Here is a 13,016-nt window from a genome sequence, read left to right on the forward strand (position 1 = left end):
TCGCCCCGTGGCGCGTTTGGGGGCGGGGGGGGCCCCCCCCGCGCCCACCCCGCCCAGGACACCGGTTCTAGAGCGCCCGCAGCACCTCGACGTCGACCCCGACGAGCGAGTCGCGGAAGATCCGCCGCTCCCCCGCGGGCACCTCGACGTCGCACGGCACCACCAGCACGGTGCACCCGGCCGCGACCGCCGCCGCCACCCCGGTCGGCGAGTCCTCGATCGCCACGCACCGCGGCGCGTCCACGCCCAGCAGCCGCGCCGCCTTCAGGTACGGCTCGGGCAGCGGCTTGTTGAGGCCGTCGACCTCGTCGCCGCACACCGTCACGTCGAACAGGTCGCGGCCGATCGTGTCCAGCGCGACCTCGGTCAGCGGGCGTTCGGTCGACGTCACCAGCGCCATCGGCACGCCCGACGCGCGCACGGCACGCAGCGCCTCCTGGGCGCCCGGCCGCCACGGCAGCCCGGCGCGGAAGACCTCCTCGGTGCGGCGGAGGATCCACGCGCCGCCGTCCACGAGGTCGGCGTCCGTCGGCTCGATGCCGACGTCGGCGAAGAGCAGGCGCATCGTCGTGGGCACGTTGGTGCCGACCATGCGTTCGCGGGTCTCCAGCGACAGGGTGCCGCCGAGCTTCTCCGCGTACTCGTAGAGCGGGATGTCCCACAGCTTCTCGGAGTCCAGCAGCGTCCCGTCCATGTCCCACAGGACTGCGTGCAGGTCAGACATCGAAGTACTTCGCCTCCGGGTGGTGCGCCACGAAGGCGTCGGTGGACTGTTCCGGGTGGAGCTGGAGTTCCGCGGACGGCGAGACCCCGATGGGGCCGGGCTCCAGGAGCTCCTCGCGGACCCGCTTGTGCCACTACGAGGCCAGCGCTTCGATGAGCTGGACCCCCAGTCCGTGGACTTCCAGCTGCTCACGATACGCGTTCTCGCCGAACCCGGTGGCAAGACGGAAGCCGAGGCGGAGCTGCCGATCCCTTCCCTGGCGCGGAAAGCGGCGCCGGAATCGGGTCGTCCTGAGCCACGTCCGAGCGCCCTTGAACGGCTTCTTCTTCCACCGCAACGACTTTGGGCGCGACCCCGAACTCGTCCGCAATGTCGTACTCGTCCAGGTTCGCGAAATTCACACCGACGTCGGGGCGCGTCACGTTCAAGATCTCGTCGCGGCCTTCGAGACCGCGGAGGTCGTCCGGCGAGAGGCCGGCGGCCCGAAGCGTGGCTCCATCGCGCCGTCGGCGACAACAACGCGGTTGACCAGGGCTTCCGGCAACGGCGACGCTCCGCGATCACCCATGGGCCAAGCCTACGATGAGTTGACTCCCGGAACCCGTAGTCTGGCGCCGTGAACGATCCGTCCCAGGAATCCCCGACCCCCTCGAACCCGCGCATCCCGCTCACGGCTCCGATCATGGTCTGTGCGTTCGAAGGCTGGAACGACGCAGGCGATGCCGCCAGCACCGCGATCGAGCACCTCCAACTCACCTGGGACGCCACCCCGCTCGCCGAGATCGACCCGGACGACTACTACGACTTCCAGGTGACGCGCCCGTCCGTGCGCCTGGTGGACGGCGTCACGCGCAGGGTCGACTGGCCGACGACGCGGCTGTCGGTGTGCCGCCCGCCCGGTTCCGACGTGGACGTGATCCTCGTGCACGGGATCGAGCCGAACATGCGGTGGCGCAAGTTCGCCGCCGAACTGCTGGGCCACATCGACGCGCTCGGGGTGACGACGGTGGTGACGCTGGGCGCGTTGCTCATGGACACGCCCCACACCCGCCCGGTCCCGGTCACCGGCACGGCCTACGACGCGGACGCGGCCGAGAAGTTCGGTCTGGAGCACTCGAAGTACGAGGGCCCGACCGGCATCGTCGGCGTCTTCCAGGACGCGTGCGTGCAGGCCGGCATCCCGGCGATCTCGTTCTGGGCCGCCGTGCCGCACTACGTCTCGCAGCCGCCCTCCCCCAAGGCCACGCTCGCTCTGCTGCACCGGGTCGAGGAGGTCCTCGACATCGAGGTCCCGCTCGGCGCGCTGCCGGAGCAGGCCGAGGAGTGGGAGCGCACGGTCTCCGAGATGGCGGACGAGGACGAGGACGTGCGCAACTACGTCCGGGCGCTGGAAGAGCGCGGTGACGCGGCCATGCAGATCACCGAGGCGTCCGGCGACGACATCGCCGCGGAGTTCGAGCGCTACCTGCGCCGCCGCGGCCGTGGCCCCGGCTGGCCGTCGACCGGCCCGCGCCAGTAGGTCTCTCAACGCAGGTCAGGAGCCGTTCCGGTCATTTGGGCCGGGACGGCTTTTTCACGCTTCCGAGTGATCGAGTCCGGGTTTCCAGCTGCCGAGGAATGGGTACAAGATCCACCTCCCAGACAGGAACCACCGTGTCCCTCGTGCGCAAGATCGCTGTCGGTCTCGCTGCGGGCGGCGGCGTGCTGTTGGCCGTGTCTCCCGCCAGTGCTGCTCCCATCTCCTCCGTAGACTCCCTCGGGGAGAACGGTCCGCACACGACCGTGAGCGACGTCAGGGAGTCGTTCCAGGGCAACCTCACCGGGGTGCAGGAGCAGACCCAGGGGTTCACCGCCAAGCTCGGCGGTTGAAAACTTAGCGACAACAACCACTTTTCGGCACTCTCCGCCGCTCACCGCAATAGGGTGAGCGGCGGAGGTGTCTGTGGGACGGTTGGCACGCGCCGGGTTGTACGCGGGCGCATTGATCGGGCCGTTCGGCGGCGCCGTCACCACGTCGATCCTGCCCGAGATCGGGGCCGACTTCGGCCGGTCACCGGGCTCGGCCGCGGCGACGCTGACGTACTACCTGGTGCCGTTCGCGGTGCTGATGCTGGCCTCCGGGACGCTCGCGCAACGCTGGGGTCCACAACGGACAGTCCGGATCGCTTACCTGGCCTACGCCGTCACGTCCGTGCTCGCCGCGTGCTCGTGGACGTTCGAGGTGCTGCTGGCCTCACGGGCGTTGCAGGGCGCGGCGAACTCGTTCACCACCCCGGTGCTGCTCGCGGTGATCGCCGCCTCGACGCCGAAGGAGAAGCTCGGGCGCGCACTCGGGCTGTTCGGGTCGATGCAGGCGGCCGGGCAGACCTCGGCCCCGCTGGTCGGCGGCCTGACCGCCGAGATCGACTGGCGGCTGGCGTTCGTGGTGATCGCCGTCGTGGCCGTCGGGCTCGCGATCCTGGGCGTGCCGCAGACCGACGCCGAACCCGAGCGCAACGCGAGCCTGCGCAGCGCGTTCGTGCCGAGCACGTTGTGGCCCGCGCTGGTCGGGTTCATCGGCTGGGGCTGTCTCGGCGGGCTGTCGTTCCTCGTCGCGTTCCGGCTGGACGACGTCTTCGGGCTGAGCGCGGGCCAGCGCGGTGTGCTGCTGACCGGCTTCGGCGTCGTCGGGTTCCTGACCGCGCGGTACGTCGGCAAGGCGATCGACAGGTTCGGTGCCGCCACCACGGGGATCCTCGGTGCCACGCTCGGCGCGGCCATGGTCGCCGGTGTCGGCACGGCACCGTTGGCCGCCATGGTGGTGCTGTGCTGGGCGTTGACCGGTGCTGCTGCTCAGGGCGTTTTGGTGAGCATCAACGCGTTGGTGTTGCAGAGCGAGAACGCCAACAGGGGCGGCAGCGTCAGCGTCGTGCAGTCACTGCGCTTCATGGGCGCGGCCACGGCCCCGTTGGCGTTCGTCCCGCTCTACCAGTCCCACCCGCTGCCGGCCTTCCTGGTGCCGGCGGGCCTGCTGCTCACCATCCCGGCGATCATCACGTGGTCACGTCGCGCCGGCGGAACCCGGCGAACCCCGCCGCCAGAAGCGCCACCGCGACCAGCGTGAGCCAGGCGAGCGGCCCGAAGGTGATCTCCGGGTACTTCGGGACGTGCGTGAACGGCGAGACGTCGATCATCCACTGGTCGAGCGACAACGTCGGGCCGAGCAGCGTGAGCACCAGCGCCACCGACACCGCCGCCCAGCTCACGCCCGTGAGCTGCGGGAACAGTCCGAACAGGACCAGCGCCACGCCCGCGATCACCCAGGCCGCGGGCAGCTGGACCAGTGCCGCGCCGAGCATCTTCGGCAGGACCGTGCCCACGTCGTCGATCTGCAGGCCGTAGACCAGGCCGAGGCCCAGTCCGGACGCCGCCAGCACGACCGCGCCGCCGACCAGGGCGAACACCGCGTGCGACGCGACCCAGCCCCAGCGCGACACCGGCGTGGCGAGGATCGGCTCCGCGCGGAACGACGTCTCCTCCGACCGCAGCCGCAGGATCGCCTGCACCAGGTAGATGGACGTGATCAGGCCGAGCAACTGCGTCACCGTCGCGAAGAACGCGTCCACCATCGCGTCGGCGCCGCCGATCTTGCTGACGATCTGGCCGAGCGTCGGGTTGTCCTGCACCATCTGCCCGACCGCCTGCGCGACGCTGCCGTAGATCACGCCGACCGCGAACAACGCGATGGACCAGCCGATCAGCGAGCCCTTCTGCAACCGCCAGGCCAGCCCGAACGGCGTGCCGATGGTGCCTTCCGGTGGTCCGAGGCGGGCGGCCAGCAGACCGAGGCCCACGTCCCGGCGCGTCACGATGTACGCGGACACGCCCACGAGCGCACCGAACGCCACGAGCGGAAGCAGCAGCACCCAGAACCTGTTGTCGGCGAACGACCGGACGTGCTCGGTCCAGCCGATCGGCGAGAGCCAGGTCAGCCACTGCGGACCGGACTCCCCCGCCGCGTCGCCCGCAGCGCGGAACAGGTAGATCACGCCGAGGAACCCACCCGCGATCGCGTTCGACACGCGGGAGTTCTCCGAGAGCTGGGCCGTGAACGCGCTGACGCCGGTGAAGACCAGGCCTACCGAAGCCGTCGACAGGCCGAACGCGAACGCACCCTCCGGGTCCAGGTCCTTGCCGATCAACGCCAGCGCCTGGAGCAGGCCGATCAGCAGGCTCGTGCCGCCCGCAACGATCACGGCGGCGGCGAGCGGCGCGTGCCGTCCCACGACCGTGGCGGCGATGAGTTCGGTACGGCCCGCTTCTTCTTCTGCGCGCGTGTGCCGCGTGACGACCAGCATGGCCATGATCGCGATGAACAGGCCGGAGAAGACGCCCCAGCGCCACACGACCAGGCCGCCGAGCGACGACCAGTCGTGCAAAGGGCCGAGCATCGCGAGGAACGCCGAGTTGGCGTTCGCGGTCACGCCGAGCAGGTCGCGCGACTGCTGCGTGCCGTACAGCTCCTCGAGCGCGGTCGTCGTCGAGTAGGTCACGCCGACCAGGAAGAGCACCCAGATCGGCAGGAGAATCCGGTCGCGGCGCAGCGCCAGCCGGACGAGGTGCCAGGTGCCGATCATTTCGCGTCCTCGTAGTGCCGCAGGAACAGCTCCTCGAGGGTCGGCGGCTGCGAGGTCAGCGTGCGCACGCCCGTGGACACGAGCTGCTTGAGCACGGGGTCGAGCTCGTCCGAGTCGACCTCGAACCTGACCCGGTTGCCCTCGGCGACGAGGTCGTGCACGCCCTTGAGGTTCGCGAGGCCGTTCGGTGGGCCGGCCAGCTCGGCGGAGATCGACGTGCGGGTGAGGTGCCGCAGGTCGGAGAGGGTGCCGGTCTCGACGATGTGGCCGTTGCGGATGATCGACACCCGGTCGCAGAGGGCTTCGACCTCGGCGAGGATGTGGCTGGAGAGCAGCACGGTGCGGCCGCGCTCGCGTTCGTCGTTGATGCAATCCTGGAAGACGGCCTCCATCAACGGGTCGAGGCCCGAGGTCGGCTCGTCGAGGATGAGCAGTTCGACGTCGCTCGACAGCGCGGCGACGAGGGCGACCTTCTGCCGGTTGCCCTTGGAGTAGGTGCGGCCCTTCTTGCGCGGGTCCAGCTCGAACCGCTCCAGGAGCTCGGCGCGGCGGGCCTTGTTGAGGCCGCCGCGGAGCCGTCCGAGCAGGTCGATGACCTCGCCACCGGTCAGGTTGGGCCAGAGGTTCACGTCGCCGGGGACGTAGGCGAGGCGGCGGTGGAGGGCTGCGGTGTCCTTCCACGGGTCGCCGCCGAGCAGCCGCGCGGTGCCGGAGTCGGCACGCAGCAGGCCGAGGAGGATCCGGATCGTCGTCGACTTGCCGGCGCCGTTGGGGCCGAGGAAGCCGTGCACCTCACCGGTCTGGACGTCCAGGTTCAGGTCGTCCAGTGCACGCGTCGGGCCGAAGGTCTTCACCAGGCCCGACACGGATATCGCGGATGTCATGCCCCGTAAGCTACACTTCTTTCACAACTTCGTGAAGCGCGTAAATTTTGCCCGATCGGCTGACGAAAGGGGATGATGCCGCCGTGACGAGTACTACGGAGCGTGACACGCAGGCGGTGAGCCAGTTCGTCGAACGGTTCGGCGGGATTCTGGCGGACACCGGCGTGCCCCGCATGCCGGCTCGCATCCTCGCGGCGCTGCTGACGACGGATTCGGGACGGCTCACCGCGGCCGAGATCGCCGACCTGCTGCAGATCTCCCCGGCGGCGGTGTCGGGCGCGGTGCGCTACCTGACCACCGTCCAGATCGTCAGCCGCGAACGCGAGCCGGGGTCCCGCCGCGACGTGTACCGGATGCGCGACAACGTCTGGTTCGAGGCGACGTTCCGCAAGGACCAGATGCTGGTGATGATCGACGAGGTGCTCACCGAGGGCGTCAAGGCGCTCGGCGCGGACACCGACGCGGGGCTGCGGCTCGACGAGACCCGCGAGTTCTTCCGGTTCGCGCACGCCGAGCTCGGCACGATGCTCGACCGCTGGCGCGTGCACCGCGAAAAGTGGATGGAAGAGCGTCAGGGCTAGTCACCAGGGTCCCGCTCAGTGGGCCTGCTATCGCGCGTGATTTGAGATCGCTCGCGTCGGAGCGGTACTTCGTGGCCGTGCGTGCCGAGCACATGACGAGTGCCCGGCACGCGAACGTGCCGGGCACTCAGGTGTCACTGCTGGTCACGGCCTGTCGGCCCAGGTGATCAGCCGGTGGTGAGAGTCAGGCCGTAGGCCTCCAGGATCTCGTTGACCGGCTGGTAGTAGGTCGTGCCGCCGCTGGTGCAGTCGCCGGAGCCACCCGAGGTGACGCCCTGCGCCTGCGTGCCGCTGACCCACGAGCCACCCGAGTCACCGGGCTCCGCGCACACGTTCGTGCGCGTGAGGCCGCTGACGGAGCCCTCCTGGTAGTTCACGGTCTGGCTCTTCGCCTGGACCTCGCCGCAGTGCCAGCCCGTGGTCGAGCCGGAACGGCAGATCGACGCGCCCACGGCGGACTCGGTGTGACCCGAGACCACGACGTCCTCGCCACCGTAGTGGTTGACCTTCGGCGTGGAGGTCCACGACGAGTTGGTCTTCACGAACGAGTAGTCGTTGCCGGGGAAGGACGACTTGTCGAACTCACCCATCGCCGTCTTGTCGACGCCGGTCACCGTGTCGCCGGGCGACCCGCAGTGGCCGGCCGAGACGAAGCCGCCCTCGACCGCGAAGCCGACCGAGCAGCGTCCGGCGTTGTTGATGTAGTACGCGTCGCCGCCGCGGGTGTCCTTGAACAACCGCGGGGCCTCGTCGGTCTCGACGACCTTCGCGACCGCGCCCGCCTTCTCCACCAGCGGCTTCGCGGCGTCGGACTGGCCGCGCTTCACGGTGATGGTGACGGCGTTGGCCTTCGTGTCGACGAACCAGCCGGTGACCTCGGCGGGAGCCTGCGACGCGTCGAGCTTCGTCTTGGCCGCCTCCAGGTCATCGGCCTTGTGCGCGACCGTGCGGGGCTCGGCGCCGAGCTGGCGGAGCCGTTCGGTCTTGGTCGCGTCGGTCACGCCCACGACGAGCTTGCCGGTGGCCGCGTCGAACCACGCGCCTCCGAAGCTGTCCCCGGCGAAACCTTCCGCGACACGCTGCAGGACCGCGGCCGCGCTCTCCTGGCGCAGCCGTTCCGCCGCCTGCGTGGCGTCGAGTCCCAGGTCGCGCTGCATCGCGGCGAGCAGGTCGGCGGACGGTCCCTCAGCGGCGACGGCGGCAGGGGATGCCGTGGTCGCGAGAGCGCCTGCCAACACGGCCACAGCTGCGACAGCCATGCGCTTCATAGGCATTTCTCCTTGATCTTCGGTTTGTGCAGGGCCGGTGTAACGCCGGACCGGGCAACCGCGATAGGGAGATCAGCTGTGCTGCAACACAGCCTGTACGACACCGGATGCATGGCGTCCCCAGGCGGCGAACTGCCCGATCAGTTCGTTCCTCCGTCTGGGGGACGCTACTTTGGCATGTCTACCGGACGGTAGGGTCGATCGAGGGGTGGACCTCGCGGCGTCCGAGTTGATATAGGGAAAGCAAATGCGTTCTCTCAGCCTATTTCCGTGACGCAGAGCGACCATTCGCCCTGCCACGAAATGTCAAATCTGTCAACAGTTCGCACTCGACGGCGTATCCCTCTGACCTGCGGTTTAGGGCTAGCGTGCTGGTCACCCTGTTCCCTGCACGAGGGAGAAACCCTGCCATGCGAAGAGTCTTGGGTGCGGGACTCACGGCCGCTGCCGCGCTGTGTCTGGCCGCCGCTGTGGTTCCAGCCGCTTCCGCTCAAGAAAACGTGGGGACGATTCTCGGCGCCGACCGCGTCGATGTCGTGAAGGACAGCTACATCGTCTCGTTGAAGTCCGGCACGGCGTCGAGGGCCGCCGCTCCGGGCCTCGCGTCGAAGTACGGCGGCCAGGTCGGTCAGGTCTGGCAGCACGCGCTGAACGGCTTCTCGGTGAAGATGACGGCCAAGCAGGCCGCCCGCCTCGCCGCGGACCCGAACGTCGCGTTCGTCCAGCAGGACGCCGAGTTGCACGCGCTCGACGTCCAGCAGAACCCGCCGTCCTGGGGCCAGGACCGCGTCGACCAGCGCGACCTGCCGCTGAGCAACAGCTACCAGTACGACACCACGGCGTCCAACGTCACCGCGTACGTCATCGACACCGGCGTGCGCACCACGCACACCACGTTCGGCGGCCGCGCGACGTGGGGCACCAACACCTCCGGTGACGGCAACAACACCGACTGCAACGGTCACGGCACGCACGTCGCCGGCACCATCGCGGGCTCGCAGTACGGCCTGGCCAAGGCGGCCAAGGTCGTCGCCGTCAAGGTCCTGAACTGCTCCGGTTCCGGCACGACCGCCGGTGTCGTCGGCGGCATCGACTGGGTGACGGCGAACGCGGTCAAGCCCGCCGTCGCCAACATGTCGCTCGGAGGTGGCGCGGACGCGACCCTGGACGCGGCCGTGCGCCGGTCCATCGCGTCGGGCGTGACCTACGCGATCGCGTCGGGCAACTCGAACACGGACGCCTGCAGCACCTCGCCTGCACGCGTCACCGAGGCGATCACGGTCAACTCCTCGACGAACACCGACGCGCGTTCGTCGTTCTCGAACTACGGCTCCTGCACGGACATCTACGCTCCGGGCTCGAACATCGTGTCGGCGTGGAACACCAACGACACCGCCACGAACAACATCTCCGGCACGTCGATGGCCACCCCGCACGTCGCGGGCGCCGCGGCCCTGTGGCTCGCCACGCACCCGACCGACTCCCCCGCCGCCGTGTGGAACGGCCTCAACGCCGCCTCCACGCCGAACAAGATCACCAACGTCGGCGCCAACACGCCGAACAAGCTGCTCTACACCCTGTTCGGCGGCGACCCGCAGCCGGGCAACCCCTCGGTGACGAACCCCAGCACGCAGACCTCCACGGTCGGCACCGCCGCGTCGTTGCAGCTCTCGGCCTCGGGCGGCACCGCGCCGTACACCTGGTCCGTGAGCGGTCTCCCGGCCGGCCTGTCGGCGAACGCGTCCGGCGCGATCTCCGGCACCCCGACCACGGCGGGCACCTCCACGGTGACCGCGACCGTGACCGACGCTGCCAGCAAGACCGGCACGGCCACGTTCTCCTGGGTCGTCAACGCGGTCGGCGGCAGCTGTGACGCCCGCACCAACTCGACCCCGGTCGCCATCGGTGACCTGTCCACCGTGACCAGCACGATCGTCGTCTCCGGCTGCGCGGGCGCCGCGTCGGCCACGGCGTCGATCAAGGTCTCGATCACCCACACCTACAAGGGCGACCTCGTGGTCGACCTCGTCGCGCCCGACGGCTCGGTCTACAACCTGCACAACCGGACCGGCGGCTCGGCCGACAACATCAACGAGACCTACACCCGCAACCTCTCCTCGGAGGCGGCGAACGGCACCTGGACGCTGCGCGTGCGTGACGCGGCGTTCCTCGACACCGGCACGCTGAACAACTGGACGCTCGACGTCTGAGCGCTCCACCGCTGAACGAACCGCCCCCGGTGCTTCCGCCTCGGGGGCGGTTCCTCTATTCGGCGAAGTACGCGCGCCGGTGCTCGAACCACTCCTCGACGTCGTCCTCGTCCTCGAAGCCGCCGATCATCGCCAGCACGTCGTCGCGGTCCGGGTGGTCACTCGCCTCGACGTACCGCTTCGTGGCGTCGACCCCTCCCGCCACGAGGTGTTCGACGTCGTAGGCGCAGCCCGCGTCGAAGTTGGAGCGCTTGAGCGCGAAGTGCCGCCACACGTCCTCCGGCCGCCGGTGCTCGGCCAGCAGGAACCCGGCCAGCGCGGCCTGGTCCCCCAGTCCTCCCCGGGAGTGCGCGCGGCAGAGGGTTTCCTGCTCCACCAGGAACCTCAGCAACGGCAGGTCCTCCGGTGTGTTCGCACAGTGCAGCACCGCGCCACGCGCGTCCTCGTTCACGTCGGTGCCGTCCGGACCGCGCTCGAACCGCAATGCGTCTGTCACCGGTCCATTGTGGCCGTCACGCATACTCTCGCCCGTGAGTTCTGGGGAGAGATGGAACGTCGTCGTGCACAACGACGACCACACGCCGTTCGCCGTCGTCTGGCACCTGATCCGCAAGGTCTGCGAACTCGACGCGGACACCGCGTACGACCTGACGAACCTGATCCACCACAGCGGGCGCGCAGTGGTCGCGGCACACGACCGGGACACGGCGGAGTCCGTCGCCCTGCGGTTCGTGCGGGTGGGTGTGCGGGCGACGGTGCTGCGTGGTGTGGTGAGCGGCGACGAGCCGATCTTCACCGCCGAGCGGGTCGACGGGGGCGTGCGGGTGATGGTCCCCGAGGAGTTCGCCCGGGCCTGGGAACCGGCGTTCCGCATGCTGGAGAACCTCTACCGCCGCAACGCGGTCGTGTACGGACTCCGCTACCCGCGACCGTTCATGACGCGCCGGCCGTTCCTGCGCAGGATGTTCCCGAACGTCGCCGAGACGCGGTGGCGGTCGGCGCTGTTGCGGCGCAGGCACCGCACGACGCTCGCCGACCGCGCGCTGGTCGACCGGGTGTGGGACCAGTGGATCAACGCCGAGTCGCTCGTGCTGACGACCGCCGAGGCCGAGGAGTGGATCGTGGTGTTCGGCCAGATCCGCGCGGTGCACCTGCAGCTGCGCAAGGCGACCGCGCTGCACTTCCACACGCTCGCCTACATCCAGCACCAGCTGGTGGCGGCGGTGGATCCCGAGGTGCTCGTCCCCGAACACGCGCCGGGGGCCGACACGCGGACGGCCCCCGAACAACGGGTTTAGAGCTCCACGCCCAGAAGCGCGTCCACGGCCGTGCGCACCTGCGACGGCCCGTGCTTGTCCGAACCGCCGTGCGTCAACGCCTCGTCCGCCCACGCGTCGATGGCGGCCAACGCCTTCGGGGTGTCGAGGTCGTTGCCCAGGTGGTCGCGCAGCCGCGTCACGGTGTCCACTGCGGACGGTCCGGTGTCGAGCTCAACGGCCCGGCGCCACTTGTCCACCCTGGCCAGCGCCTCGTCGAGCAGGGCCTGGGTCCACGGGCGGTCGGCGCGGTAGTGGCCCGCGAGCAGGGCCAGGCGAACGGCGTTCGGGTCGACCTTCTCGGCGCGCAACTTCGAGACGAAGACCAGGTTGCCGCGCGACTTCGACATCTTCTCGCCGTCGAGGCCGATCATGCCCGCGTGCACGTAGTGGCGCGCGAACGGGTGCTCGCCGGTCTGCGCCTCGGCGTGCGCGGCCGAGTACTCGTGGTGCGGGAAGATCAGGTCGGAGCCGCCGCCCTGCACGTCGAAGCCCATGCCGAGGCGGTTGTGGGCGATGGCGCTGCACTCGATGTGCCAGCCGGGGCGGCCCTCGCCCAGTTCGGACGGCCAGGCGGGCTCGCCCTCGCGCTTCATCCGCCACAGCAGGGCGTCGAGCGGGTGGCGCTTGCCGGGGCGGTCCGGGTCGCCGCCGCGTTCGGCGAAGAGCTTGAGCATCTCCTCGGAGGAGTAGTTCGACTCGTAGCCGAAACGGCCCGTGGCGTCGTGCGAGTAGTAGACGTCCGGGTACTCGGCGTCGTCCGCACGGTAGGCGTGGCCGTCGGCGACGAGCTTCGCGACGACCTCGACGATCTCCGGGATGGCCTCGACGATGCCGACGTAGTCCTGCGGCGGCAGGACGCGCAGCGCCTCCATGTCCTCGCGGAACAGGGCGGTCTCGCGCATGGCGAGCACCACCCAGTCGTCCTGGTCGCGCTCGGCCCGCTCGAGCAGCGGGTCGTCGACGTCGGTGACGTTCTGGACGTAGTGCACGTTGTGTCCGTTGTCGAGCCACACGCGGTGCACGAGGTCGAACGCGAGGTAGGTCGCGGCGTGGCCGAGGTGCGTCGCGTCGTACGGCGTGATGCCGCAGACGTACAACCTGGCGGTGTCTCCTGGAGCCGTGGGGCGCACTTCGCCCGTAGCCGTGTCGAACAGCCGCAGCGGGCGGGGGTCCCCCGGAACCCGCGGCACAGGAATGGATGACCAGGTCTGCATGCATCCGACACTAACGCGTGCCGCCGTACGGAGTGAGATTTCCGGCTGTTGGGACGACCACGATCGATTCGTTCGGACAGAAAGACTGGACATCCGTTGACGGTCTCCCCGCACCGCCCCTAGCTTCCGAAGGCATGCTTCGTGTCGTCGTAGCCACGGTGGTAGCGCTCTCACTCTCCCCGGCAACCGCACACGCCGAA

General features: G+C 69.7%; 13 protein-coding genes and 1 pseudogene. 6 read left to right on the plus strand and 8 right to left on the minus strand.

From position 1 onward, the window contains the following. Positions 1-67 precede the first annotated feature (67 nt). From ACFWNN_RS23420 to ACFWNN_RS23430, 3 genes and pseudogenes are all read right to left on the minus strand, one after another. Positions 68-724, minus strand: coding sequence for an HAD family hydrolase (locus ACFWNN_RS23420; protein WP_382442051.1), 657 nt, complete (start codon positions 722-724; stop codon positions 68-70). Further along, positions 717-1,007, minus strand: a pseudogene (locus tag ACFWNN_RS23425) (hypothetical protein); the annotation flags it as partial. The pseudogene ACFWNN_RS23425 and the gene ACFWNN_RS23420, both read right to left, overlap by 8 nt. A 141-nt stretch (positions 1,008-1,148) precedes the next feature. Further along, positions 1,149-1,292 (minus strand): hypothetical protein, encoded by a 144-nt coding sequence (locus ACFWNN_RS23430; protein WP_382442052.1) that lies wholly within the window; start codon positions 1,290-1,292, stop codon positions 1,149-1,151. Between the two features lie 48 nt (positions 1,293-1,340). Here ACFWNN_RS23430 and ACFWNN_RS23435 point away from each other — a divergent pair, with 48 nt between their 5' ends. From ACFWNN_RS23435 to ACFWNN_RS23445, 3 genes are all read left to right on the plus strand, one after another. Then, a complete protein-coding gene (locus ACFWNN_RS23435) occupies positions 1,341-2,243 on the plus strand; it encodes a PAC2 family protein (RefSeq protein WP_285642163.1) in 903 nt (300 codons plus the stop codon). Between the two features lie 143 nt (positions 2,244-2,386). Continuing rightward, on the plus strand, positions 2,387-2,593 hold the full coding sequence (locus ACFWNN_RS23440) for a hypothetical protein (protein WP_382442053.1): 207 nt from the start codon (positions 2,387-2,389) through the stop codon (positions 2,591-2,593). 73 nt (positions 2,594-2,666) lie between these two features. Beyond that, positions 2,667-3,827, plus strand: coding sequence for an MFS transporter (locus ACFWNN_RS23445; protein WP_382442054.1), 1,161 nt, complete (start codon positions 2,667-2,669; stop codon positions 3,825-3,827). Here the strand turns inward: ACFWNN_RS23445 and ACFWNN_RS23450 are convergent. Together ACFWNN_RS23450 and ACFWNN_RS23455 are read right to left on the minus strand one after the other, a co-directional pair. Further along, a complete protein-coding gene (locus ACFWNN_RS23450) occupies positions 3,757-5,340 on the minus strand; it encodes an ABC transporter permease (protein ID WP_382442055.1) in 1,584 nt (527 codons plus the stop codon). The two genes, ACFWNN_RS23445 and ACFWNN_RS23450, sit on opposite strands and share 71 nt — an antisense overlap. Next, complete coding sequence (locus tag ACFWNN_RS23455; protein WP_382442056.1) at positions 5,337-6,224, minus strand: ATP-binding cassette domain-containing protein; 888 nt, start codon at positions 6,222-6,224, stop codon at positions 5,337-5,339. The genes ACFWNN_RS23450 and ACFWNN_RS23455 overlap by 4 nt, the downstream gene beginning before the upstream one ends. An 83-nt stretch (positions 6,225-6,307) precedes the next feature. Here ACFWNN_RS23455 and ACFWNN_RS23460 point away from each other — a divergent pair, with 83 nt between their 5' ends. Beyond that, positions 6,308-6,805 (plus strand): GbsR/MarR family transcriptional regulator, encoded by a 498-nt coding sequence (locus ACFWNN_RS23460; protein WP_382442057.1) that lies wholly within the window; start codon positions 6,308-6,310, stop codon positions 6,803-6,805. 167 nt (positions 6,806-6,972) lie between these two features. On the opposite strand, the gene ACFWNN_RS23465 is transcribed toward ACFWNN_RS23460, so the two are convergent. Then, complete coding sequence (locus ACFWNN_RS23465; protein WP_382442058.1) at positions 6,973-8,073, minus strand: S1 family peptidase; 1,101 nt, start codon at positions 8,071-8,073, stop codon at positions 6,973-6,975. Positions 8,074-8,483: 410 nt separating this feature from the next. Between ACFWNN_RS23465 and ACFWNN_RS23470 the strand changes: the two genes are divergently transcribed. Beyond that, a complete protein-coding gene (locus tag ACFWNN_RS23470; protein ID WP_382442059.1) occupies positions 8,484-10,283 on the plus strand; it encodes a S8 family serine peptidase in 1,800 nt (599 codons plus the stop codon). A 55-nt stretch (positions 10,284-10,338) separates the two neighbouring features. Here the strand turns inward: ACFWNN_RS23470 and ACFWNN_RS23475 are convergent, their stop codons facing one another. Next, positions 10,339-10,779 (minus strand): hypothetical protein, encoded by a 441-nt coding sequence (locus tag ACFWNN_RS23475; RefSeq protein WP_382442060.1) that lies wholly within the window; start codon positions 10,777-10,779, stop codon positions 10,339-10,341. Positions 10,780-10,813: 34 nt separating this feature from the next. Between ACFWNN_RS23475 and ACFWNN_RS23480 the strand changes: the two genes are divergently transcribed. After that, positions 10,814-11,581: an ATP-dependent Clp protease adaptor ClpS gene (locus tag ACFWNN_RS23480; protein WP_382442061.1), complete on the plus strand. Its 768-nt coding sequence runs from the start codon at positions 10,814-10,816 to the stop codon at positions 11,579-11,581. Here ACFWNN_RS23480 and mshC read toward each other — a convergent pair. Continuing rightward, the gene (mshC, locus tag ACFWNN_RS23485) at positions 11,578-12,816 is read right to left on the minus strand and encodes a cysteine--1-D-myo-inosityl 2-amino-2-deoxy-alpha-D-glucopyranoside ligase (protein WP_382442062.1); all 1,239 of its coding nucleotides are present in this window, start codon (positions 12,814-12,816) and stop codon (positions 11,578-11,580) included. The two genes, ACFWNN_RS23480 and mshC, sit on opposite strands and share 4 nt — an antisense overlap. Between the last annotated feature and the right edge of the window lie 200 nt (positions 12,817-13,016).

This window comes from Lentzea sp. NPDC058450 (assembly GCF_042721395.1).
In the GTDB taxonomy this organism is placed as follows: domain Bacteria; phylum Actinomycetota; class Actinomycetes; order Mycobacteriales; family Pseudonocardiaceae; genus Lentzea.